Genomic DNA, 24,537 nt, shown 5'->3' on the forward strand with positions numbered 1-24,537 from the left:
GCTCCAGAACGGTGTTTAAGCCCGAAGTTCTGGACTGCCGATATCAGAACTGGTTGGCGATGCCAAACCGGAAATTCTCGACCTTGTCGTAATCTTCCTTGAGAACAGGTACGGCATAGTCGACGCGGATGACACCGAACGGCGACGACCAGATCAAACCGGCACCGAGCGATGCGCGGATCGAGCTGTCGTTGTGAAGCGTATCGCCGAAGAGATTCGCCTTGTTGCCGTAGAGCGAACCTGCATCGGCAAAGGCCGCAATACGCAGACCGATATCCTGCGGTACGCCCGGCATCGGCATGCTAGCTTCCGCCGAAGCCGTGAAGTAGGTCGTGCCACCGAGCGGATCGCCATGCGACGAACGCGGGCCGATACCGGCATTCTCGAAGCCGCGGATTTCACGGCCACCAAGCGTGAACTGATCGAAGACGTTCAGCTTGCCGTCCGTCGGCATCACGTAACCGGCACCGACCGTCAGCGAGCCGATGATATCGGCTTCGTCGCTGATCATCTTGTAGTAACGAGCCTTACCGCTCAGCTTGTAGAAGTCGGAGTCGCCACCGAGACCGGCATATTCATGCGTGAACTTGGCGATGATGCCTTCGCGCGGCAGGTTTTGGTCATCGAGCGTATTGTAGGTGAAGGTCTGCGAAATAGTCGACTGCGTCCAAGGGCCGTTCTCGACGAGGTTGACATACGGAGCAGAAAGATTGTCCTGCCAATTATTCGTGCCGTCGTAGGTCAAGCGCTTATAGTTATAGCGCAGGGTCGTCGCGAAGTTCTCGGTGATCGGCGCGGTGACGCGCAGCGAGAAGCCTTCTTCCGAGTAATCGTAATAATCATCGCTCGACGTCTGGTTCTTGAAAATATCGAAGCCGGCGGCAAGACGATAACCGAGGAAGTAAGGCTCGGTGAACGAGATGTTATAGGTACGGTTACCTTCCGTGCCGGCACCTGCGGCAATACGGATGTACTGGCCGCGACCAAGGAAGTTCTTTTCTTCGACCGAAGCTTCGAGCAGCAGGCCGCCATTGTTACCGACAGCGTAACCGGCGCCGATACCAAAGGAGCCGGTCGGCTGGTCTTCGACGTTGACGATAACGACCACGCGATCCGGGGCACTGCCCTGCGCCGTCGAGATATCGACCTTGGTGAAATAGCCGAGCGCATCAAGGCGACGCTTGGCGCGCGTGATCATTTCCTGATTGAAGGCATCGCCTTCATTGAGGTCGAACTCGCGGCGGATGACGTAATCGCGCGTACGGGTGTTGCCGCGGATTTCGATCCGCTCGACATAGGCGCGCTCGCCCTGGTCGACCAGATATTCGATACCGATGGTGTGACCGGACAGATCGCGATTGCCACGCGGCGTGATGCGGGCGAACGGATAGCCCGCGGAGGCCACGCGCTTGGAAATGTTCTCGATCGAGGTCTGGATATCCTTGGCGCTATAGACATCGCCCTTGTGGGTGATGATGAGACCCTTCAGCTCGTCGGCATTGACGCCGTCGACCGTCGAGACCACGTTGATGTCGCCATAGGTGTAACGCGGACCTTCGTCCACATTGAAGTTCAGCGTGTATTCGTTGTTCTGCTCGTTCAGCGTCGCGTCGGCGCTGACGATGCGGAAATCGGCATAGCCGTGATTGTAGTAGAACTGACGCAGCGTATCCTGGTCTGCCTGCTGGCGCTCAGGGCTGTAGACATCCTTACGGGTCAGGAATGACAGGAAGTTGCTCTTCTTGGTGCTGATCACCGAAGCCAGACGGCCGCTGCCATAGGCCTGATTGCCCGAGAAATTGATCTTGTCGATCTTGGTGCGATCACCTTCGTTGATGACGAAGGCGACGTTGAGGCGGCCCGGCGAGACTTCCGCGGTCTGCGTCGTCACCTGGACATCGTTACGACCGATCGCAGCGTAGGCGTCCTTGATGGTCTTGATGTCAGCCTGAACGCTAGCCTCGTTGTACGGACCAGCCGAATGGGTCTGAATGACGCCCTGAAGCTTGTCGTCCTTGATCTTGCGGTTACCGTTGAAGACCACGGCGTTGATGAGCTTGTTTTCCTGGACCGTTACGATCAGGGTGCTGCCCGAAACCGTGACGTGGACATCCGAAAAATATCCGGTGGCATAGAGCTGCTTCACCGAAGTGTCGATGTCGCCGGGGGAGAAGCTCTTTCCGGGCTTGATCGTGATATTGTCGCGAACTGCCGTCGCGCCAACACGTTCCGCACCGCGAACGTCAACGCGCTGAATGACAGCCGCTTCCGCGACCGAGGCAGAGGCAAGTGTGAGAACACCAGCACCAGACGCAACAACACCAGCAGACAGCGCTACCGCCGACACTGCGTTCAAAAATTTTGAACCAGCCTTCATTTTCACTTCTTACCTTTTTTCAATCGTCCCCAGCCTCGAGCGAACCCGATTCCGGCCACGTGTGTCGTTTTACCCGCTTTTGACATACAAGCAAGGGAGCACGTTAATTTCTGTTTACTTCATTTCAAAGCGTGGCTCATTCGCCACTACAGCTTTGAAACATCGTAAATAAATCGTAATTTCCTCTCGTCGCAGCTCCGCTAGCCTATTCTGGAACTGATGTCGTTCCAGGTCGCAAACACCATGAGTGAGAGCACCATCGCAAATCCGATCCGGAAAGCGATATCCTGCGCCCTTGCACCCAGGGGTTTTCCCCTTACGGCTTCAATCGCATAGAACATCAGATGGCCGCCATCAAGTACCGGCACCGGCATCAAATTTAATAACCCTATTGAAACAGAAAGTATGGCGGCGAATTGGAGCACCGCAGCAAAGCCTAAAGTTGCCATTTGCCCCGAAAGTTGCGCAACCCTGATCGGGCCTCCAAGCTGATCGGCCTTCATATAGCCGCCAATGACATTGCCGATATATTCGAAAGTGCCGGAAACGATGCTGCCGGTCTGCTTCACACCCTCGGCAAGCGCCTGGAGTGGCCCATAGGCCTCATAGCGCAGCTTGATCGGCTTTTGGCCGTCGGTGATGCCGATGGTGGCGATCTCCGTCCGGGCGCCAAAGGCATCGGTCTCTTCCGACTTCCTGGGCGTCACCGTCAGATCGCGTGTCTGACCGTCGCGCTTGACCGTCAGCGCCATGGGCTTGTCGGCATGAGCCGCTGCATAACGCTGCACTTCGCCGACGGAGCCGATGTCCCGTCCATCCACAGAAAGAATGCGATCGCCTGGTTCCAGGCCGGCCATCTGGGCGGGGCTGTCGGAACCGATCGAGGCAACGATCGGATCGATCGGTGCGATTCCGATGCTGCCGATATCCTTCTTGTTGCCAGACGCATCGGTATCGACAAGCGTTTCGGGCATGATCGGGATATCGCGGATTGCACCGTTGCGCTGTGTGGTCAGCACGATGCTCTTGCCGGGACGGTCGGCCACGTAGCGACCGATATCGTAATAGGTCGCGACGTTGTGGCCGTCGACCGCAATCAGCCGATCGCCGGCCTGCAAGCCAGCCCTGGCGGCCGGACCTACCGGCTCAACCGCCGTCACCACCGGATCGACGAGCGCAATGCCGATGCGGCCCATTTCCATCTTGTTGCCGAACTGATCCGTATCTTCCACGAGCTTAGGCACGATCCGGAAATCGCGATTCTGGCCGTCGCGCTCGACCGTCAGAACGATGGTACGGCCCGGGCGAAGACCGACATAGCGTTGCACTTCATCGAAGGTCGCCACCTTGTTGCCGTCGATGGCAACAAGGCGGTCGCCTGGCTCGATGCCTGCCTCGGCGGCAGCTCCGTCACGCGTCACCATGGCAACCACCGGATCGGCGACCGTACGGCCATAGATACCGAAAAGGACGGCGAAGATCGCAATGGCGAGAAGGAAATTGGCAATCGGGCCGGCCGCAACCGTGGCCGCCCGCTTCCAGAGCTTGGCACCGGCAAAGGACTGTGCCCGCTCCTCCTCCGTCATGGCTGAAAGCTGATCCACGTCGACCTTGCTGGAGGCGTCCTCGTCGCCGAAGAAGCGCACGTAGCCGCCGAGCGGGATGAGCGAAAGTTTCCAGCGCGTGCCGTGCCGATCGGTAAATCCGGCGATCTCCGGGCCAAAGCCGATCGAGAAGGCCATGATGCGGATACCGGACCAGCGGCCGATCAGATAGTGGCCCATCTCATGCACGAAGACGAGCAGCGACAGGACGAAAACAAACGTGATGACGTTGTTCGTCAAGAAACCAATGAAGCTAGCCGCGCTACCCATGCAACGATCCTGTTCGTGTTAATTTCAGACCCCGAGCAGAACGCCGCCCAACGAAAAGGTCTCGCCGCTCATTGTCAGCGACATTACGATAGCCAACAAAAACGCCGCAAAACAAGCAAAAATTAGTCCATCGACCCGATCCATGACGCCGCCATGGCCGGGAATCAGATGGCTGGAGTCTTTCACACCAAACTTGCGCTTGACGAACGACTCGAACAAATCGCCGATCTGGCTGCATACGGAAAGCACCAGGGCAAGGATGGGAATCCGCAGCTCATCGGCGGAAAAGAAGCTCCAGACGACCGCAGTTCCAGCCACGACGGCCGCAATGGCACCGCCGATCGCGCCCGACCATGTCTTGCCCGGCGATATCCGCGGGGCCAGTTTCGACCCACCGATGGCGCGCCCGACGAAATAGGCGAGGATATCCGTTGCCCACACGGTGGCGAAAATGAACAGCATTACGACGAAGCCGCGCAGATCGTCATCGCGAATCTCCGAAAGCGCAATCGTCGTCAGTCCGGAATAGAATATGCCGCCAGGCAGCCACCAGCTTCTGGCGCGAATCCCGACCATGATCGCCGTGACGATGACGAAGACCGCCAGAACTTCGATGGAGTAGACGGATTCGCCCAGGATCGTCGCGCCGGCCATCAGCACGAGACCAAGCCAGCCCAGCGCATTTCCCTGGGGATCTCGGCCATGCAGATCCGCTATCGTCGACCATTCATAGTAGACGAGCAGACCGATCGCGGCCGCCAGAAGACGAAAGCTCAAGCCGCCATACCAAGTGGCGGCAAGGACGATGACGGCGAGAAGGATGCCTGAAATAATGCGCAGCCTGAGTTCGCGGCTCATCAGGACCCCACGGCGGCCGCCGGCTTGGCGGAAAGGCCGCCAAAGCGCCGGTCGCGCGCTGCATATCTTTCCAGCGCGGAGAAGAAGAGATCGCGGCTGAAATCGGGCCAATAGTCCGGCACGAACATGAATTCGGAATAGGCGGCCTGCCACAGCAGGAAATTCGAAAGCCGTTCCTCGCCGCTCGTGCGGATAATGAGGTCGGGATCTGGAATTCCGGCGGTGTCGAGGCGGGCATCGACCAGTTCAGGGCTGATGTCCTGGGGGCGCAGCCGCCCAGCCTCGACATCTTTTGCAAGGCTCGCGAAGGCGCGCGTGATTTCATCGCGCGAGCCATAATTGAAGGCGATCACCAGCGTCAGGGCCGTATTGTTCCTGGTGGTTTCCTCCGCCTCGATCAACAGGGGCAGAATGTCGCCGCGCAGGTTACTGCGATCGCCGATGACGCGAATCCGGACGTTCTGCCGATGAAGCTCGGCGAGGTCCCTTCGGATGAAGGCCTTGAGCAGGCCCAGCAAATCGCTCACCTCAGTCTCGGGGCGGCGCCAGTTCTCCGAGGAAAAGGCAAACAGCGTCAGGTATTTGATGCCGATATCGCCGGCGGCCCGAACCGTTTCCCTGACCGCCTCCACGCCCTTGCGGTGGCCCATGGTGCGCGGCAGACCGCGCGCATTGGCCCAGCGACCGTTGCCATCCATGATAATGGCAACGTGTTCGGGTACGACAGAGAACGTGGGAGCTGACATATGGATCCGGTTTCGTTCGGCGGAAATACGCTCTGGTCTCGTAATCTAGGGCGCGGCCACCGCTTTCAATATTGCCAAATCAAAAGCGCGACATCTCCCCAGCGTGCGATCAGACCTGCATGATTTCCTTTTCTTTGTCGGCTAGCAAGCGGTCGACTTCCGAAATCGTCTCATCCGTCATTTTCTGCACACGTTCGGAGAGAGAACGGCTCTCGTCCTGGCCGAGTACACCATCTTTTTCGGCCTTTTTGAGACCATCCATGCCGTCGCGGCGGACATGGCGAATCGCCACCTTCGCCTTTTCCGCGTATTCATGGGCGACCTTTACCAGCGACCGGCGCCGCTCTTCGTTGAGCTCCGGCAGCGGGATGCGCAGGTTCTGGCCGTCGACGATGGGGTTGAGGCCAAGATTGGATTCACGGATGGCGCGCTCCACGGCACCGACCATCGACTTGTCCCACACCGAAACCGTCAGCATGCGCGATTCCGGCACGGTAATGTTGGCAACCTGGTTCAGCGGCATGCGCGAACCATAGGCTTCGATCACAACCGGATCCAGGATGTTGGCGGATGCACGTCCGGTCCGCAGAGAGGCGATATCGCTCTTGAATGCCGCGATGGCGCCGTCCATGCGGCGCTTCAATTCCTTGAGGTCGTTGCCTTCACTCATGTTTATACTCCCGTCTGATATGGCGACACCGGGCATGCCCGGCGTCACAGGAACGTCAATTATCTGATACGATGGTCTTGCGGCCGCCGCCGGTCAAGATTTCAGCGAAACCGCCCTTCTCGTGAATGGAGAAGACGACGATCGGAATGGAGTTTTCGCGAGCAAGCGCCACGGCGGCCACATCCATGACGGCCAGTCCTTTTTCGAGCACCTGGCTGTGCGTCAGATGGTCGAAGCGCTCGGCATCGGGGAATTTCTTCGGATCGGCGGAATAGATGCCGTCGACCTGCGTGCCCTTGAAGATCGCTTCCGCGCCCATCTCGGCCGCTCGCAGCGCGGCCGCGGAATCTGTCGTAAAGAATGGATTGCCGGTGCCGCCGGCAAAGATCACCACGCGACCGAGCGAGAGATGATAAAGCGTGGCGCGCTGCGAGAAGCTTTCGCAGATTTCCGGCATGGAGATGGCCGAGAGCACGACGGTGTCGATATCGAGCTTGCGCAGCGAGGTCGCCAGAGCCAGCGCGTTGATAATGGTGCCGAGCATGCCCATGTGGTCGCCGGTCACGCGGTCGCCACCCTTGGAAGCCACGGCGACGCCGCGGAAGATATTGCCACCACCGACGACGACGCCGACTTCAACGCCCATTGCACGCGCTTCCGCGATGTCGGATGCAATCCGGTCGGAGACGGTCACGTCGATACCGAAGCCCTGACTGCCCATCAGAGCTTCACCAGAGGCCTTGAGCAACACGCGCTTGTAGATCGGCTGGGACATCGTAGCTCCTTGAAGTGATCACCGGGGGAATGATTGTGCAAGCCGGATACACGAAGGGCACCGCGTTGTCACGCGATGCCCTGATGTTTTCCCTGATATGGTTTCACCAATCCGGGATATGATTTCTTTTTGCCGATCAGCCCTTGGCGACAGCCGCAACTTCGGCAGCGAAGTCGGTCTCTTCCTTCTCGACGCCTTCGCCGAGGAGCAGACGGGCCATGCCGGTGATTTCGATCGGGGCGCCGGCGGTCTTTTCGGCTTCCTTGATGGCAGCAGCGACAGTCAGGTCCGGGTTGATGACGAAAGCCTGCGAGAGAAGAGCGACTTCCTCGAAGAACTTGCGCATGCGGCCTTCCACCATCTTTTCGATGATGGCTTCGGGCTTGCCGGATTCGCGGGACTGCTCGATGAAGACGTTGCGTTCGCGCTCGGCGACCGCGGCATCGACTTCTTCGGCGCGGATAGCCAGCGGGTTGGTGGCAGCAATGTGCATGGCGACCTGGCGGCCGATCGACGTCAGAACGGCCTTGTCACCGACCGACTTCAGGGCGACCAGAACGCCGAGCTTGCCGATACCGTCGCCGGCAGCGTTGTGGATGTAGGTCGCCACGACGCCGTGCTCGACTTCCAGCTTGGCCGCACGACGAAGCGTCATGTTCTCGCCGATGGTTGCAATCGCATCCTTGATGGTGTCGGCGACCGGCTTGCCGGATGCCGGATAGGTCGCAGCCGAAATGGCTTCGACCGTGCCGTTGGTGGACAGCGCAACTTCGGCGATGCCGCGAGCGAGGTCCTGGAAGGCATCGTTACGGGCAACGAAGTCGGTTTCGGAATTGAGCTCGACGACAACGGCCTTGTGACCGGCGCCGGCAATGGCGACCAAGCCTTCAGCGGCGGTACGGCCGGACTTCTTGTCGGCCTTGGAGATGCCCTTGGCGCGCAGCCAGTCGATCGCAGCTTCGATATCGCCGTTGGTTTCGGTCAGCGCCTTCTTGCAGTCCATCATGCCTGCGCCAGACTTTTCGCGCAGTTCCTTCACCAGTGCAGCCGTAATCTCGGTCATAAGCTTCCTCTTGTCGGTTCATACGGTGCGGCATGCGGTTTTGAGCCGAAGCGGCACCGATTTGAGGGACGAAATGTACCCGTAAGTATGACAGCGTTATGAAGCCGCGTCATACTGTGGAATTCTTGATTGGAACATGCCTGGATTTACCGCCTACAGCGCCGTGCGTCACAAGTGACGCGCAAAGGTCGCTGTAGCACTTAAATCCGCTGCATAATTTTACCCTTAAATCGATTCCGATTTAAGGAATTATGCAGTAGGCAAGGCCTTTGCAAAACGCGATAAGGCCGCTCGAACTTCTTGAAGTCGCAAACGGCCTTATCCCGGATGTCAATGCGCGTGGGCGGGCAATCTTCTGCCCGCCTCTGGGCGCGATCAGGCTTCGGTGCCGTCCGCCAGGGTCGGCTCGATCGGAGCTTCCTCGGAAGCGCCGAGGTCACGACCGGATGCACCCTGCTGACGGGCGATGCCGTCGATGGCAGCGCGCGCGATCAGGTCGCAGTAGAGAGCGATGGCGCGCGAAGCGTCGTCGTTGCCCGGGATCGGATAGTCGATCAGGTCCGGATCGCAGTTCGAGTCGATGATGGCGACGACCGGGATGCCGAGGCGCTTGGCTTCGTCGATCGCGATCTTTTCCTTGTTGGTGTCGATGATGAACATCAGGTCCGGCGTGCCGCCCATGTCCTTGATACCGCCGAGGGCCTTGTCGAGCTTTTCGCGCTCGCGCTCAAGGTTCAGACGCTCCTTCTTGGTGAAGCCCTGGGCTTCGCCGGAGAGGATTTCGTCGAGCTTGCGCAGACGCTGGATCGAATTGGAGATCGTCTTCCAGTTGGTCATCATGCCGCCGAGCCAGCGGGCGTTGACGTAGTACTGAGCCGAACGCTTTGCGCTGTCGGCGATCAGTTCGGACGCCTGACGCTTGGTGCCGACGAACAGGACGCGGCCGCCGCGAGCAACGGTGTCGCTGACAACCTGCAGGGCGCGGCTCAGCATCGGAACCGTCTGGGCGAGGTCGATGATGTGGATGTTGTTACGATCGCCAAAAATGTACGGCTTCATCTTCGGGTTCCAGCGATGCGTCTGGTGGCCGAAGTGAACACCTGCTTCGAGAAGCTGGCGCATAGAAAAATCGGGCAATGCCATGCCTTTGTATCCTTTTCCGGTTGAACCTCCGCAAGGCGAACAGCACCCTCTTCGAGAATGCCACCGGGCGGAACAATCCGGATTTCTCCCGGACAATCCCATGCCTTACGTGTGGAATGCCGGTGCCCATACATTCGATTCACTTGGAATGCAAGGCTTTGGGTCGAAAAATAACCCTACCCTGCCCTCAAGCCGCCAGTTTATCGAGCAGCGCCAGCATGACATTGGCGTCCGGCAGCGGCAATACGGCATCGATTTCAGCCGGCAGCAGGCCGGCAATCGCGCTGTCGGCATCGCCGGTCATTGTTCCCAGCGGCCCCCGGAAACCGTGCTTGGTCCAGGCAAGCTCCTGCAGCCGCGGGCTGACCAGGGCCTCGATCATGCGATCGACCTGTTCATCGATGGCGATCAGCGGGTGCGCGGAATAGACTGTCGGATGCGGATAGAGCACCACGGGCTTGGCGCCGTTGCCGGCCTGTATCCTCTGCCAGCGCTTCGGGTCGGCGATAATCCATTCCACCAGCTGATTCTCGTAGCCGACGATCATCGGCTCGCCGCCGATGCCGCCGGCGAGATACTGCTCGAACAGCTTGCCTGATGACGACGACTTGAAGCCCATGTTGCGGAAGATCGTCTGCGCCTTGTCGCCGAACTGCGCGAGGCTTTCAGCGCTCGCGACATTGCCGCTCAGAAGGCTGAGCACGAGGCCGGAGAACATGAAGCCGGAGTTGGAACGGTTGGGATCCGTCGAGACGATTCGGGCCTGGCCATAGAGCGAGTTGACGCCGAGCTTCGACCAGTTCGTTCCGGCAAGCATTGCGTCCAGCAGCGCCTTGAGGTCGAGCTGGTGCTGCCCCGCCGGGGTCGTAGTGACGAGCCCGGCCTTCGTCAATCCGTCGACGACGGGCTGCCACGAATAGATGACGACGGGCGTATTGAGGATGACGCGATCATTGCGGATCTTGACGCCGCCCTGACGGGCGATATCGACCATGATCGACGAAGACGGCCACAGGAACGCGGGGTCCTGCGAGAGAAGCGCCTGCTCGCGCACCATCTCCACCGAACCGGCTACGCGGCTGTTGATCTCCAATCCGTAACCGTGAAGTGCCGAGATCACGTCGCTATCGGCCAGGAAGGCTTCCTTCTCGCCGCCGATAAAGCCGAAGAGCTTGGTGCGGTTGCCAAGCAGCCCCTGCAGCTCCGGACGGTCCTTGATCGCGAAATAGCCTCCAGTCCCCGCGACACCGGCGGCAAGAAGCCCTACTCCAAAAGCGCGGCGGGAAATGGCCATCAGCGTCTTATATCCTCTTTGAGCGAAGCCTGTATGAGGCGCAGCTCGGTATCAAGCGTATCGAGCCTGTCTTCGAGCAGGCTGTCGGAATAGTGCACGAAAGCGTCTTCCAGCTTGGTCAGGACGAGACCCACCTCCTGCAGGCGCGCGGCGTCCGGCTGGCGTTTCGCCTCGATCACGGCAAATCCTTCCGCCACCTCCGCCGCCCGCGGCAGATAATAGCTGAGGAACCGCCGGACCGTGCCGGCACTTTCCGGATTGGCCTCCACCTTGGCGAAGACGTCGGCGGCAATGTCAGCCAGATGCCGCACCCGTTCTGCCGGTTCCTTGCTGGCGATCTGACCTGCCGATGCCTCCAGCCTTTGTGCGGCCGGTGTCGCCGCACTCAACAGGTCACGGGCAAAGTCCAGGCGTCCCCTGCCGATTGCCTTCGCATCCAGCCCTTCAAACAGGCGCGTGGGCGCGAGCACGAAGATCAGGCCGACGAACACCAAGAGACCGATCAGCGCCGCGATCCATATCGGCATGCCGGCAAAAAAGCTAAGCAAAGGAACGACGATCGCGGCGGCAAGCCCCGCCACGATCCAATTCCAGTCATTGCCGAACCAATTGCGCATTATCGTCCTAAAGCAATTCCAGCAAACGTGCGAAGCGGTTTTGCGTCCGGAATTGCGAGAAAACAAAGGGATAGAGCATTTCTGTGGCTTCATTTAAAACAGAAATGCTCTAGTTATAACCGCGCACTGCCCGGAACGCGCTGACCAGATCGCCGCGACCGTCGAACACGCGTGCCGAGGTCTCCTTTGCGATAGCATCGAGCTGCCGCTTGTCCGCATCGCCGAAGGTGATACCGAACACCGGCACATGCGGGTTCACCGATGCCCAGCGGCTCATGAAATCACCGTTGGCATCATCGGATCTCCCATCGGTCATGATGACGACCGCCGGCAGATAGGATGACAGATCCCGCGTCGCACTTATCCAGTCAAGCGCCCTGCTTGCGCAGGCATACATATCCGTGCCGCCGTCTGCGTGCTGGCGCGAAACCTTGTCGACAAGCATTTTCTGCTGAGCCGGATCTCCCGTGCCCTCGAAAGTCGTGCGCACATCGGCGTCGAACGGAATGACCATGATACGATCGGCCGGCGTCCATTGCGCCAGCACTTTGCCTGTTTCGCCGGGATTGAACAGGAATCGCATGGCCGCCTGGAGCTGCTCCTCGCCCTTGCCCCCCATCGAGCCCGAGAAATCGAGACAGAGAGCGGTCAGCGACGGCTTGCGCAGAGCGACCTGATAGAGATCGAGTGCCTGGCGGATGACGGCAGGTTCCGGCATGCGGATCGCCGTCACGAGCCGGGTCGGATCGAAATTCCATGACGGATCCGGCTTTGCGGCAACGTCGGCGAGAGGAATGCGGCGGCCGGTATCGGCGATGCGCTTCTGCACCGAAGCGGAGCGCAGATAATCGACAAGCTGATTGAAGAAGGTCTCGACCTCCTGCCCTCGTCCGTGATCGACGAAGCCGATCGGCGAATCGGCAACGACCACGCCATCGGCGGGATAGATGGCATAAAGCGGTTCCTTGCCCATGCCTGCGAGCTTGTCGTTGGTTTCCTTCAGCACCGCCTCGTAATTCCACATGGCGTCGTAGAGCACGCCCTTTGCGGCCGAGTCGGTGTAGAGATCGGCAAGCCAGCCAGACGAACCCGAAGAGCGCTCGACACCGGCAAGCAGCGAGCGGACCGCACCCTGAACCTCCGGCTTGTCGAGATCGCCCGGCTCGATCACGGGCTTGTTGCCGAGCGCGCTCGAAAGCATGCCGAGATAGGCGCTGGCGCCGGAATTGGATTGCGTCGCCGATGTCATGAGAAATTTCAGCGAGCCGTTCTTCACCGCCGCCAGAATGTCCTTCATATAAACCGGCTTGCCGACCCAGCCGAGCACCTCGGCCTTGGATTTGCGTAGGCCGAGAATGACGGGCATCTGCGCGACCGATGTCAGCGACTTCACCCGGCGCTTGGCATCGAACATGTCGACCCAGACGCTCGAGGCCGGCCAGACTGCGTCCTGCTCGACACCCTTCTCGCTCTGCAGGGCCAAGCCGATATCCAGCGTGCCCTCGTAGGCGAAGGTGCAAGTCGCCTTCTTCTCCTTGCAGAATTCCTCGACAACAGGCTGAAGAACCGTATTTTCCGAGCCGGAAACGATCGAGAACTTCGGCCCCTGGCCGCCGACATCGCAGCCGCTCAGCGCAAGAGCTGACGCGAGCGTCAAGCCGGTAACAAATGTGCGGATTGTCATGCGAATTACCGCGCCTCGATCATTGCTTTCTTGAGCTCTATGGTCATTTTCTGCATCCGCTGCTCGGCCTCTGCCCGCTTGGCGCGGCCATCCTCCTGCACCTTCAGGACACCACTGATCGTGTCGATCAGGTCGCGGTTGGCAGCCGCAAGCGTGTCGATATCGACGATACCGCGCTGCGATTGCTGTTCTATGGCGATCGCCTGATCCTTCATCATTTTCGATGCCTGACGGATCATGTCGTTGGTGGCGTCGGTAACAGTCTTTTGCAGGTCGAGCGCGGATTTCTGCTGCGTCAAGCCGAGCAGAATCACCATCTTCTGCTTCCAGGCCGGCACCGTCAGCGCGGAAGTCGCCTGCAGGTTTTCGATCAGGGTTTCATCGCCCGACTGGACGATACGGATCTGCGGCAATTGCTGGATACCGAGCTGACGGGCCTGCTGCAGGTAGAAAACCCGCTTTTCCAGCCGATCGAGGGCCTGAAGGCTATCCTGGTAGATCTGCGCTTCCAGCATGCCGCCGCCAGGATTAGCGGAAGCCGCATCGGCGACGTTCTTCAGGCGGGGAAGTTCGGTGGACCGAAAACGCTCGGCAAAATCCTTGCCGGCCTGCACATAGGCATCGAGCTGCACGATGGATTGCTTCGTCTCCTCATGCAGATCGTCCAGCAGGGCGATATCCCGGCGCAGGATATCCTTGTGCCGATCGAGCTCGAGCCCGATGCGGTCGATCTGGCCGGCGACATCCTCGAATTGTTCCTTGAAGCGCTCGAGCCTCGCCCTGAACGAGGAAAACATCCGCGAGAGGAAACCCTCGTCCTTCAGGGAAGCGGGGTCCAGCTTCTTTGATTTGACGATGATATCGGTCAGCAGCTTGCCGACCTCGCCAAGATCGCGATTGCGAACTTCGCGCAGGATACGATCGGAATAATCGGAAACGGCCTGCTGGGCGCGATCGCCATAGACGGAAATGCCGGCGCGATCGGTCAGATCGATGCCGTCGCCGATGCGGGCGATTTCCGCCGGATCGGCGGCGACAGCCGGCAGGCTGTTGGTGGAACCGGCGGAGATGTCGGTATTGCTCATAGGTCGTGCTTTCTCGTCCATAAACACGGAGCCGACCGCAAAAATTTTCAATCGCCCCAAAAGGCGATCATTCCCCCGCGCGCCCCACTACAATTCCAGATCGGCGCGAGCGAAAGACGGACTCACCCACACGTGCCAATCGTTTCACACCATAGTGAAGCTTAGATCACAGTTTTATGACGATGATTTTATGTTTCGGCCGACCCAACGCCGCGCGCCGGACTACTGGCACGCCTTGGTATCGAGAACCTCGAGCTTGGTAAGCTTGCCGGTCAATACGAAGTCACCGTAATCCATGGTGAGATCACGCGTTATGCCGTTCTCGTAGAGCTTGAAGGACATGCGGTAGACGGGCGTGGCGTCGCCTGTGGACTTCTCGTTGAAATAAGCCACGGTCACCGGCCAGAAGGACGTCTTGGCGAAGGCGCCGGCCTTGTCGGCATCGGGATCATCCGTGGCCGGAGGCTGTTCCTTCCCCACGACCGTGGTGGCGATGAGCGGCTTGTCGCCGTCATCGGAGCCGTCGAAGACCTGCGCCTCGAAGAAATTCCTGCCGAGCTTGGCGTTATGGATGATGTCGAGCATATGCTCCGTCGGGAAGCGGCTCTGGATGAGTTCGACCTGCTTGTTATGCGGCTGCGTCAGATCGACCTTGATACCCTTTTGATCGTCGCTTGCGGCACCCCGTACGTCCTTGTCGAGCTGGTTATCGGTAAAGGACTTGGTCTCGAAGCGGAACAGGCGCTTGCCGAGATCCTCGAATGTCGTCGTCTGCTGGTCGCTGACGCGGGTGGAATCGCCCGTGTCGATCCTTGTCACGAAGCGGAAATTGGTGGTGAACCCGGCGCAATCGGAGCCTTCGAACTCATAGACCATGCGGCCGACCATGCCGGAAATGCCGGAACGATCGGAAGCATCCTTCAGCTCGAGATCATAGACGGCGCGATGCGCGATCAGCCCGCTCGGACCGGCTGCATGAGCTGCCGAAGTCGCCAGTGACAGAATGCCCAGCCCCGAAACGACGGTGGCAGCAAGACTCGAGCGGAACATTCATTATCTCCTGTTGGACTCGCATGCGATGTTATAAGAACGCTTTCGGCTAAAACGAGACTGCCGATCCCAAGTGACGGAATTTAGTCTTGATGCCGGATTTTTGAAGTTTTTACAACAAAACGGGAGATGAAAATGTCCGACGCCATCGAGGGTCGCCTGAAGGAACTCGGCATCGTTCTGCCGCAAGCCGCGGCACCGGCCGCCAACTATGTTCCCTATGTCATCAGCGGCAATCTTCTCTATCTGTCGGGGCAGCTGCCGATGGAAAACGGCAAGATCGGCGTGACGGGCCATCTCGGCAAGGACGTCGATGTCGCCGGCGGCCAGCGCGCGGCAGAACTCTGCGCCATCAATATTCTCGCCCAGGCGAAGGCCGCGCTCGGAGGCGAGCTCGGCCGGATCAAGCGGCTGATCAAGCTGAACGGCTTCGTCGCTTCGACCCCGGATTTCGTCGAACAACATCTTGTGATCAACGGCGCTTCCAATCTTCTGGCAAATGTATTGGGCGAAGCCGGCAAGCATGCCCGCGCCGCTGTCGGCATGGCAGCCCTGCCGCTCAATGCCGCCGTTGAAATCGATGCCATTCTGGAAATCGCATAATGAGCAAGCTTGCCTGGCTGACCGAGCATCCCGTCGCTCACCGTGGCTATCATGACATGAACAAGGAAATATGGGAGAACACGCTCTCGGCCTTCAGCCGCGCCATCGAGGCAGGTTTCGCGATAGAATGCGATCTGCATTACGCCTCGGACGGCGTTCCGGTCGTCTTCCATGACGATGACCTGCAGCGCGTCTGCAACCTGCCCGGCGAAGTGCGGGAGCGCACCTCGGCCGAGCTCGGCCTGCTCTCGATCGGCGGCACCAAGGACAAGATCCCGACGCTGAAGCAGCTTCTGCGGCTCTGCGACGGCAAGGTGCCGCTGGTGCTGGAACTCAAGGGACGCGAAGACGATGACGAAGGCTTTGCGGAATCCGTTCTCGAGGTGCTGGAAGGCTATAAGGGCCATGTCGCGCTGATGAGCTTCGACCATTGGCTGCTCAAGGACCTTAAAGGCCTGGAAGCACCCTACCCCGTCGGGCTTACGGCCGAAGGAAACAAGCCCGAGACGTTTTTTCAGCATGACGAAGCCATGCATCTTGGGCTAGACTTCATTTCGTACTTTTACGGCCACCTGCCGAACCCTTTCGTCACGGCGCAGCGCCAGCGCGGTATTCCGGTCATCACCTGGACCGTGCGCGATGAGGCGGCCCGCAAACATACATTTGCCAATGCAGACCAAATGACCTTCGAAGGTTTTGACCCGCGCCTGGCCTCGTAAATCGGGATCGATTGAAGGAGAGGCTTTGCGCAAACCCAAATTACCGCTGCGCCTGCGACGTATCCTCCCGGATGGAGGCGCAGCGGTGAGAGCCCTCCCTTCCTTCTCAGCGCAAGAACTTGATGACAGACGAATTATCCATTCGAGTTGAACGATCCTTCAAGAACATCGCCCCGGAGAGCTGGTCCAAGCTAGCCGGAGCGTCCAGAACCGGCAGCCTGCTGCCATACAATCCCTTCGTCTCGCACGCCTTCCTGTCGTCGCTCGAGGAGTCCGGCTCCGCGACCGACAAGACGGGCTGGCTCGGCAATCATCTGTTGCTCGAAACCGACGGCGGCGAATTGCTCGGTGCCGTCGCGGGCTATCTCAAGAGCCACAGCCAGGGTGAATATGTCTTCGATCATGGCTGGGCCGATGCTTTCGAGCGCGCCGGCGGCCGCTATTATCCGAAGCTGCAATGCTCGATTCCCTTCACGCCCGCCACCGGGCCGCGGCTGCTTGTCGCCGAGGGGCAGGATCGGAGCGTGCTGCAGCCGGCGCTCGCCGAGAGCCTCAAGGAAGTCACCCGGCAACTCGGCGTATCCTCGGCGCACATCACCTTTCTGCCGGAAGAAGAGGCGTCCGTCTTCGAGGGCGACGGCTATCTGCATCGCACCGACCAGCAGTTTCATTTCATCAATGAAGGCTATGCGGATCACGATGCTTTCCTGGAAACGCTGGCGTCGCGCAAACGCAAGGCGCTGAAGAAGGAGCGGCGCACGGCAGTCGAGCACGGCATTACCATCGACTGGCTGACCGGCAGCGATCTCACCGAAAACATCTGGGACCAGTTCTTCGCCTTCTACATGGATACGGGCAGCCGCAAATGGGGTCGTCCCTATCTCACCCGAAAATTCTATTCACTGATCGGCGAGCGCATGCCCGACGACATCCTGCTCGTCATGGCCAAGCGGGAGGGCCGCTACATCGCCGGCGCCATCAACTTCATCGGCGGCGAGACGTTGTTTGGCCGGCATTGGGGCTGCATCGAAGATCATCCCTTTCTGCATTTCGAAGTCTGCTATCATCAGGCGATCGATTTTGCGCTTGAGAAGGGGCTGAAGCGGGTGGAAGCCGGCGCGCAGGGCGAGCATAAGCTGGCGCGCGGCTATCTTCCGGTCATCACGCATTCCGCGCACTATATCGGTCATCATGGCCTGCGGCGCGCCGTTGCCGACTACCTGGAGCACGAACGGGAACAAGTGGAGGAAATGAGCGAAATCCTTACCGAACATAGCCCCTTCCGCAAAGGGGAACGGCAGGATATCTAAAGCGTTCCGCGTTCCTGGAATCGCGAAAACACTCTATCTTTTTTGTTTTTACGCAATTCCGGACGGAAGCCGCTCTAGAATTTTCCTGGAATTGCTCCAGCCGTTCAGGACAACAATAAACGGAAGACGAGGAGACCCTGGATGACCAGTCCCGCTTATGACGACAACAATATCTTCGCGAAGATCCTGAAGGGCGATATCCCGTCCTATCGCGTCTATGAAGACGAGCACACGGTTGCCTTCATGGATGTGATGCCGCAGTCGCCCGGCCATACGCTGGTTATGCCGAAGTCACCTTCCCGCAACATTCTCGATGCCGATCCGGCCGCGTTGCAGCACGCAATCACCGTGGTACAGAAGATCGCCATCGCGGTTCAGGAGGCTTTCGATGCCGACGGCGTCTATATCGCCCAGTTCAACGAACCGGCCGCCGGCCAGACGGTGTTCCATTTGCATTTCCACATCATCCCGCGCCTCGAAGGCGTCGCGCTGAAGCCGCATTCGGGCAAGATGGAAGATGGCGCGGTGCTGGCTGACAATGCCAAGAAGATCATCGAGGCCTTGGCCTGACGCGCTGAACTCCTCAAGTCATTTCTGAGGTTTTCTTCATAAATATATAAAAACGGCTGCATTATTCCTAATGCAGCCGTTTTATTTTTTTCAAGCAGCCGATCGGCGATTACTTGCGCGGAACCTTCGGGACCGCGCCGCCACCCTTGCGCGGCGACTTGCCTCCCGGCTCATCGCTTTCGCTTGATGTCGAAGCCTTCGCGGAACGGCGGGCATCGGTTGCTGTTCCGGCCTTGCCGACGCGGCTCCGGGTCTTGACGGTATCGCCGTCATCCTCCTCCACCTCGACCGGCCCGTCGCCGACTTCGGCTTCCGGTTTGGGCCGGATCGGAGCGGTGTCTGCGATCGCGTCGAGCAGGATGCCGGTGGAACCGTCCTCCTTTTTGCCGACCGTGACGGTGACGACGCCACCCTTCTTCAGCTTGCCGAAGAGGATTTCGTTCGCCAGCGGCTTCTTGATGTTTTCCTGGATGACGCGCGCCAGCGGACGGGCGCCCATCTTGTCGTCATAGCCCTTCTCGGACAGCCATGCGATCGCGTCCTCGTGCAGGTCGAAGGTAACGTTCCGTTCGGAAAGCTGCGCTTCCAGCTGCATGATGAACTTCTGCACGACCTTGTGGATAACAGTCGTCGGCAGCGGCGCGAAGGGAATGACCGCATCCAGACGGTTGCGGAACTCCGGCGTAAACAGGCGGTTGAGAGCCTCTTCATCCTCGCCCGTGCGCCTGGACGAGCCGAAGCCGATGGCGGCCTTGGCCATTTCCGAAGCGCCCGCATTGGTCGTCATGATCAGGATGACATTGCGGAAGTCGATCTTCTTGCCGTTGTGGTCGGTCAGCGCGCCATGGTCCATGACCTGCAGCAGGATATTGAAGATATCCGGATGCGCCTTCTCGATTTCGTCGAGCAGGACGACGCTGTGCGGATGCTGGTCGACACCATCGGTCAAGAGGCCGCCCTGGTCGAAGCCGACATAGCCGGGAGGTGCGCCGAGCAGACGGGAAACCGTATGACGCTCCATATATTCCGACATGTCGAAGCGCAGCAGCTCGACGCCGAGCGACGAGGCAAGCTGCTTGGCGACTTCCGTCTTGCCGACGCCCGTGGGGCCGGAGAAGACGTAGCAGCCGATCGGCTTGTTCGGTTCGCGCAAGCCCGCACGGGCCAGCTTGATCGAGGTCGAGAGCGCTTCGATAGCCGTATCCTGGCCGTAGACGACCGAACGCAGTTCCTGTTCAAGATTGGCGAGAACCATCTCGTCATCCTTGGAAACCGTCTTCGGCGGGATGCGAGCCATGGTGGCGATCGTCACCTCGATCTCGCGCTCGGTTATCAGCTTGCGGCGCTTCGACGGCGGCAGCAGCATTTGCGCGGCACCGGTTTCGTCGATGACGTCGATCGCCTTGTCCGGCAGCTTGCGGTCGGAGATGTAGCGAGCGGACAGTTCGACAGCCGACTTGATGGCGTCGTTCGAGTAACGCAGGTGATGATACTCTTCGAAATAGGGCTTCAGGCCCTTCATGATTTCGATGGCATCTTCAATGCTCGGCTCGTTGACGTCGATCTTCTGGAAGCGGCGCACAAGTGCCCGGTCCTTTTCGAAGAACTGGCGATATTCCTTGTAGGTGGTCGAACCGATGCAACGGATCGCACCCGAGGAAAGCGCCGGCTTCAACAGGTTCGAAGCATCCATCGCGCCACCGGACGTGGCCCCCGCACCGATAACGGTGTGGATTTCATCGATGAACAGCACCGCGCCCGGATACTCTTCGAGTTCCTTGACGACCTGCTTCAGGCGTTCTTCGAAATCGCCGCGATAACGGGTGCCGGCCAGCAGCGTGCCCATATCGAGCGAAAAGATCGTTGCGTCTGCCAGAGCCTCGGGAACCTTGCCCTCGACGATGCGCTTGGCAAGACCTTCGGCGATCGCCGTCTTGCCGACGCCGGGATCACCGACATAGAGCGGATTGTTCTTCGAACGGCGGCACAGCACCTGGATGGTGCGGTTGACCTCCGAGTGACGGCCGATCAGCGGATCGATCTTGCCGTTCTTGGCCTTCTCATTGAGGTTGACACAATAGGCCTTCAGCGCATCCTGCTGCTTCTTGCCGTTGCCTTCCTCCTGCTCGCCGCGGGAGGTCGGCTTGCTCTCGGATTCGCTTTCCTCGGCACCGCGCGGCGTGCGGGTCTGGGTAGAGCCCGGACGCTTGCCGATACCGTGGGAGATATAGTTGACCGCATCGTAGCGGGTCATTTCCTGCTCCTGCAGGAAGAATGCAGCATGGCTTTCCCGCTCCGCGAAAATCGCGACGAGAACGTTGGCGCCCGTCACTTCCTCGCGGCCGGAAGATTGCACATGGATCACGGCGCGCTGGATGACGCGCTGGAAGCCGGAGGTCGGCTTCGAGTCTTCATCATAGCCCGTGACCAGGTTGGAAAGTTCATTATCGACGTATTCAGTCAGAGTCTTACGGAGCGCGTCGAGATCAACATTGCACGCGCCCATGACAGCTGCGGCATCGGCGTCGTCTACCAGCGCCAAAAGCAGATGTTCCAGCGTGGCATACTCGTGATGCCGCTCGTTCGCGTAGGTCAGTGCCTGATGCAGCGCCTTCTCAAGACTAGGCGAAAATGTTGGCACGTTCAGATCCTCACTTCTTTTCCATAACACATTGCAGCGGATGCTGGTGCTGCCGGGCAAAATCCATCACCTGACTCACCTTCGTTTCGGCTACTTCATATGTATATATCCCGCATTCGCCCACGCCGTGGTTGTGAACATGAAGCATAATGCGGGTGGCACTCTCGAGATCCTTTTGAAAGAAACGCTCCAGGATATGGATCACGAAGTCCATGGGCGTATAGTCATCATTCAGAAGCAGCACGCGGTATAGATTGGGTTTCTTGGTTTTGGGCTTGGTGCGCGTAATCACCGAGGTCCCGCGATTTCCGTTGTCCCCGTTCCTTTCGCTGTTGTTTTGCATCCGGATCGGCTCAGCGATCATTTCATTCATTCCTCAAATCATCCGGCACAAGCTATCGCATTCCGACTTGGCAACTAGGATTATTTTCTTCACTTGGTCGGGCCGGATATCCGAACCTCTAACTTAGTTCATATTGGCGTGATTTTAAGCCCCTTGCTGGACACTGCAATCACAATTCGCTGACAAAGCGGGCTGCGGCCAAAAAAGTCGCTGCATATCCTCAACTTCGGTTCAGCGCGCCAAAACGCAAAAGACCGGCCACGCATACCGCGTCGCCGGTCTTTCCGGAAATTTTGCCTTTCGGCGAAAGTTTTAAGCGGCGGTTGCCGTTGGTGCTGCCTTACCGGCAGCCTTCGTCGCAGCCGCGACGGGCGCTTCGTAAGGCTTATAGGCGGTCTTGGCGATATCGGCATACATTTCGCCGAGCTTGGTGGCTTCGGCGACGAAGTTTTCGTAGGAAGACTTCACATAGCTGCTCTGCAATTCGAAGGCAGCTTCGAAGCTCTTGACGCCGGCGAGCGTTTCGAAGTGTGTCACGCCATCCTGGAAAGACTTCTTGGAATATTCGGCGGCTTCAGCAGCAATCGCCTGAAAGCCCTTGGTGACATCGGAATAGCTCTTCAGCGCCGTGTCCATGGCTTCCTTGCCCTTCTTGTTCGCTTCATCGAAATTAAACATGCTTCTCCGTCCCTTGTTGGCCGGCCGGCGGCCGGTTTACAGGATAAAGCTTAAATGCGACGCACAATTAGTCAAGTAGTCTTGTGCGGCGCAATATCTCCCTTTGGTTGCGTTTCCGATGACAACGCAGTGTCAGTGATGATGAGTGCACCGCATCATTCTGTTTTTTCTAATATATATCATTGCCCTTGCAACCACAGGCTTTGGCCAAAATATTAGCAATTGGGCTGGAAAAGCTGCAGCGATTCAAAACGGCTACGGAATGATTGAACGGGCAATTGCCAAAGAAAAAGGCCGCATTTCAATGAAATACGGCCCGAATATTCAATCACTATACGAGATCGACGAAATTAGAGATCGACATCCAGGATCGCCATCGAGAAATTATAGGAGCGATCGCCATCTTCATCATCGATATAGACGACACCCAGAAACTCTTCGCCGAGATAGACTTCCGCAGAATCGTTCTTGCGCGGACGGGCCTTCACCACCATCTGCGGGTTGAACGTGCGCTTGAAATAGGCGTCGAGCTTCTTGATTTCTTCAGGCTTCACAATGCTTCTCCGTGAGGATCTCGGTTGGCCGCTTCTTGCATAGGAAAAGCGGCGGTGTAAAGACCGGAACCGCGCATACCTGTCCAGCGACAGCGCAAGCCTCCGAAAGTCAGGCTGAATTTTTCCTAGATGCCCGCGCCCATGATCTGGTCGACGACCATTCGTTCGGCGAGCAGCTGATCCATGGAGCGCGATGGCTCGGAACAGCCCGCCTCGCCGACCACCTTGGCCGGAACGCCGGCAACCGTGGTCTTCGGCGGCACTTCCTTCAGCACCACCGAGCCGGCGGCGATGCGCGAGCAGTGGCCGATCTGGATATTGCCGAGAATCTTGGCGCCAGCGCCGATCAATACGCCATGGGCGATTTTCGGATGACGGTCGCTGCCTTCCTTGCCGGTTCCGCCAAGTGTGACCCCGTGCAGGATCGAGACGTTGTCGCCGATCACGGCGGTTTCACCCACCACGAGGCCGGTGGCGTGATCGAGGAAGATGCCCTTGCCGATGCGCGCCGCCGGATTGATATCGGTCTGGAAGACGCTGGAGGAACGGCTCTGCAGATAGAGCGCGAAGTCGCGGCGGCCGTGATTGTAGAGCCAGTGCGCGAGACGATGCGTCTGCAGCGCGTGGAAACCCTTGAAATAGAGCACGGGCTCGAGGAAACGCAGGCAGGCGGGATCACGATCGTAGACCGCCTGAATATCGACGCGGAGGATCGATCCCCACTCCGGCCAGTCGGTCAGCATCTCTTCGAAGGTCTGCCGCAGGAGGACGGCCTGCATGTCCGGATGGTCGAGGCGCTCGCAGATGCGATAGATGACGCATTCCTCCAACGAACGATGGTTGATGATCGTCGAATAGAGGAAGGCGGCAAGCAGCGGATCCCGCTCGGCAGCGGCGCGAGCTTCCTCGCGCATGCTGTCCCAGATGGGATCCATGACCTTAACCGCGCCTAAGCCCTCTACCGGGCGAATGTCCGTTGCTGCGACCATTGGCGGCCTCCCGATTTTCTGTCAGGGATACATTATATAGATTAAATGCCACACAAGACAAATGGGTTGGCCGCGCATGAATTTCGAGCATGACTTTGCCGGTGGTCTCGTCCGCGCGACGTGCAGCGATGCCATAGGCACCATCACCATCTGCAACTCCGACCGGAAGAATGCGGTGACCGCCGCCATGTGGCGTGCCATCCCGCAAGCCGTGCGCATCCTGACCGATGAAGCGCATGCACATGTGGTCGTCCTTCGTGGCAGCGGCGGGGATTTTTCCGCCGGCGCCGATATCAGCGAATTCGATAGCGTACGCAAGAACACCGAGACCGCAGTCGCTTACGAGGCGTTGAACAGCCAGGCTTTCGAGGCAATCCGGCATTGCCGCGTGCCGACGATCGCGGCAATCCGCGGCATCTGCTATGGCGGCGGCTTCGGGCTGGCGGCCGCCTGCGATTTGCGGATCGCCGAACGAGGCGCCCGGTTTTCCGTACCCGCCGTTCGCCTCGGCATCGCCTATCCCGCCGATGCCGTGCAGGATATCGTCAATGCCCTTGGGGCGCAGATGGCCAAGGTCACGCTGTTTACGGGCGCGCCCATGTCGAGCGAAAAAATGGTTACCGCCGGCTTTCTTCTGGAGGAAATCGAAGCGGACGCTTTCGACAGTGAAGTCTCCGCCCTCGCCCACGCGATCGCCGCCAATGCGCCGATCGCGCTCCATGCCTCAAAGCTCGCGATCCGTGCCGCCATCGAGCAGAACCCCGACCTGCTGCGCGAAGCGGAAGTGATCGGCGCCGAGACCTTCGACAGCGCCGATTATGCCGAGGGCCGCGCTGCTTTTGCCGAGCGGCGGAAACCCCATTTCACCGGCAAGTGACCTCGAGCATTTCCGCT

The 24,537-nt window shown here is 59.1% G+C and carries 23 protein-coding genes; 5 read left to right on the forward strand and 18 right to left on the reverse strand.

From position 1 onward, the window contains the following. Positions 1-43: 43 nt before the first annotated feature. The 13 genes from bamA to HGP16_RS05750 all read right to left on the reverse strand — a co-directional run bounded on the left by bamA (position 44) and on the right by HGP16_RS05750 (position 15,236). The gene (bamA, locus tag HGP16_RS05690; protein WP_168839028.1) at positions 44-2,377 is read right to left on the reverse strand and encodes an outer membrane protein assembly factor BamA; all 2,334 of its coding nucleotides are present in this window, start codon (positions 2,375-2,377) and stop codon (positions 44-46) included. 200 nt (positions 2,378-2,577) lie between these two features. Next, positions 2,578-4,251, reverse strand: coding sequence for an RIP metalloprotease RseP (rseP, locus tag HGP16_RS34655; RefSeq protein WP_168839029.1), 1,674 nt, complete (start codon positions 4,249-4,251; stop codon positions 2,578-2,580). Positions 4,252-4,275: 24 nt separating this feature from the next. Then, positions 4,276-5,109: a phosphatidate cytidylyltransferase gene (locus HGP16_RS05700; protein WP_168839030.1), complete on the reverse strand. Its 834-nt coding sequence runs from the start codon at positions 5,107-5,109 to the stop codon at positions 4,276-4,278. Next, positions 5,109-5,855, reverse strand: a complete 747-nt coding sequence (locus HGP16_RS05705) for an isoprenyl transferase (RefSeq protein ID WP_168839031.1) — start codon at positions 5,853-5,855, stop codon at positions 5,109-5,111. The genes HGP16_RS05700 and HGP16_RS05705 overlap by 1 nt, the downstream gene beginning before the upstream one ends. A 109-nt stretch (positions 5,856-5,964) precedes the next feature. Further along, a complete protein-coding gene (frr, locus tag HGP16_RS05710; protein ID WP_168839032.1) occupies positions 5,965-6,525 on the reverse strand; it encodes a ribosome recycling factor in 561 nt (186 codons plus the stop codon). A gap of 55 nt (positions 6,526-6,580) precedes the next feature. Continuing rightward, positions 6,581-7,300: a UMP kinase gene (gene pyrH / locus HGP16_RS05715; RefSeq protein ID WP_168839033.1), complete on the reverse strand. Its 720-nt coding sequence runs from the start codon at positions 7,298-7,300 to the stop codon at positions 6,581-6,583. A gap of 136 nt (positions 7,301-7,436) precedes the next feature. Then, positions 7,437-8,363, reverse strand: a complete 927-nt coding sequence (gene tsf / locus HGP16_RS05720) for a translation elongation factor Ts (RefSeq protein WP_168839034.1) — start codon at positions 8,361-8,363, stop codon at positions 7,437-7,439. A gap of 375 nt (positions 8,364-8,738) precedes the next feature. Further along, positions 8,739-9,506 (reverse strand): 30S ribosomal protein S2, encoded by a 768-nt coding sequence (gene rpsB, locus HGP16_RS05725; RefSeq protein WP_168839035.1) that lies wholly within the window; start codon positions 9,504-9,506, stop codon positions 8,739-8,741. Positions 9,507-9,693: 187 nt separating this feature from the next. Further along, on the reverse strand, positions 9,694-10,800 hold the full coding sequence (locus tag HGP16_RS05730) for a substrate-binding domain-containing protein (protein ID WP_168839036.1): 1,107 nt from the start codon (positions 10,798-10,800) through the stop codon (positions 9,694-9,696). Further along, positions 10,800-11,417 (reverse strand): 5-bromo-4-chloroindolyl phosphate hydrolysis family protein, encoded by a 618-nt coding sequence (locus tag HGP16_RS05735; protein WP_168839037.1) that lies wholly within the window; start codon positions 11,415-11,417, stop codon positions 10,800-10,802. Before HGP16_RS05735 ends, HGP16_RS05730 begins: the two co-directional genes overlap by 1 nt. 109 nt (positions 11,418-11,526) lie before the next feature. Beyond that, positions 11,527-13,101 (reverse strand): VWA domain-containing protein, encoded by a 1,575-nt coding sequence (locus HGP16_RS05740; RefSeq protein ID WP_168839038.1) that lies wholly within the window; start codon positions 13,099-13,101, stop codon positions 11,527-11,529. Positions 13,102-13,106: 5 nt separating this feature from the next. Next, entirely contained in the window at positions 13,107-14,186 is a 1,080-nt protein-coding gene (locus HGP16_RS05745) for a toxic anion resistance protein (protein ID WP_168839039.1), read from the reverse strand. Positions 14,187-14,408: 222 nt separating this feature from the next. Then, positions 14,409-15,236 carry a cell envelope integrity EipB family protein gene (locus tag HGP16_RS05750; RefSeq protein ID WP_168839040.1) on the reverse strand — a complete coding sequence of 276 codons (828 nt, stop codon included), beginning with the start codon at positions 15,234-15,236 and terminating at the stop codon, positions 14,409-14,411. 135 nt (positions 15,237-15,371) lie between these two features. Between HGP16_RS05750 and HGP16_RS05755 the strand changes: the two genes are divergently transcribed. The 4 genes from HGP16_RS05755 to HGP16_RS05770 all read left to right on the forward strand — a co-directional run bounded on the left by HGP16_RS05755 (position 15,372) and on the right by HGP16_RS05770 (position 18,438). Beyond that, on the forward strand, positions 15,372-15,839 hold the full coding sequence (locus HGP16_RS05755; protein ID WP_168839041.1) for a RidA family protein: 468 nt from the start codon (positions 15,372-15,374) through the stop codon (positions 15,837-15,839). After that, a complete protein-coding gene (locus HGP16_RS05760; protein ID WP_168839042.1) occupies positions 15,839-16,558 on the forward strand; it encodes a glycerophosphodiester phosphodiesterase in 720 nt (239 codons plus the stop codon). The genes HGP16_RS05755 and HGP16_RS05760 overlap by 1 nt, the downstream gene beginning before the upstream one ends. A gap of 122 nt (positions 16,559-16,680) precedes the next feature. Continuing rightward, a complete protein-coding gene (locus HGP16_RS05765) occupies positions 16,681-17,868 on the forward strand; it encodes a GNAT family N-acetyltransferase (RefSeq protein WP_168839043.1) in 1,188 nt (395 codons plus the stop codon). A gap of 141 nt (positions 17,869-18,009) precedes the next feature. Continuing rightward, on the forward strand, positions 18,010-18,438 hold the full coding sequence (locus HGP16_RS05770; RefSeq protein WP_168839044.1) for an HIT family protein: 429 nt from the start codon (positions 18,010-18,012) through the stop codon (positions 18,436-18,438). Between the two features lie 109 nt (positions 18,439-18,547). Here the strand turns inward: HGP16_RS05770 and clpA are convergent, their stop codons facing one another. From clpA to cysE, 5 genes are all read right to left on the reverse strand, one after another. Further along, positions 18,548-21,079 carry an ATP-dependent Clp protease ATP-binding subunit ClpA gene (gene clpA / locus HGP16_RS05775; protein WP_168839045.1) on the reverse strand — a complete coding sequence of 844 codons (2,532 nt, stop codon included), beginning with the start codon at positions 21,077-21,079 and terminating at the stop codon, positions 18,548-18,550. A gap of 10 nt (positions 21,080-21,089) precedes the next feature. Then, the gene (gene clpS, locus HGP16_RS05780) at positions 21,090-21,443 is read right to left on the reverse strand and encodes an ATP-dependent Clp protease adapter ClpS (protein ID WP_069612294.1); all 354 of its coding nucleotides are present in this window, start codon (positions 21,441-21,443) and stop codon (positions 21,090-21,092) included. Between the two features lie 291 nt (positions 21,444-21,734). Further along, positions 21,735-22,100: a phasin family protein gene (locus tag HGP16_RS05785; RefSeq protein WP_168839046.1), complete on the reverse strand. Its 366-nt coding sequence runs from the start codon at positions 22,098-22,100 to the stop codon at positions 21,735-21,737. 350 nt (positions 22,101-22,450) lie between these two features. Further along, a complete protein-coding gene (locus HGP16_RS05790) occupies positions 22,451-22,654 on the reverse strand; it encodes a DUF3126 family protein (protein WP_112340852.1) in 204 nt (67 codons plus the stop codon). 125 nt (positions 22,655-22,779) lie between these two features. Beyond that, positions 22,780-23,643: a serine O-acetyltransferase gene (gene cysE / locus HGP16_RS05795; RefSeq protein ID WP_168839047.1), complete on the reverse strand. Its 864-nt coding sequence runs from the start codon at positions 23,641-23,643 to the stop codon at positions 22,780-22,782. A 76-nt stretch (positions 23,644-23,719) separates the two neighbouring features. On the opposite strand from cysE, the gene HGP16_RS05800 reads away from it, so the two are divergent. Further along, complete coding sequence (locus tag HGP16_RS05800; protein WP_168839048.1) at positions 23,720-24,520, forward strand: enoyl-CoA hydratase-related protein; 801 nt, start codon at positions 23,720-23,722, stop codon at positions 24,518-24,520. Positions 24,521-24,537 lie beyond the last annotated feature (17 nt).

The sequence above is a fragment of the Rhizobium sp. P40RR-XXII genome, assembly GCF_012641405.1.
In the GTDB taxonomy this organism is placed as follows: Bacteria; Pseudomonadota; Alphaproteobacteria; order Rhizobiales; family Rhizobiaceae; genus Rhizobium.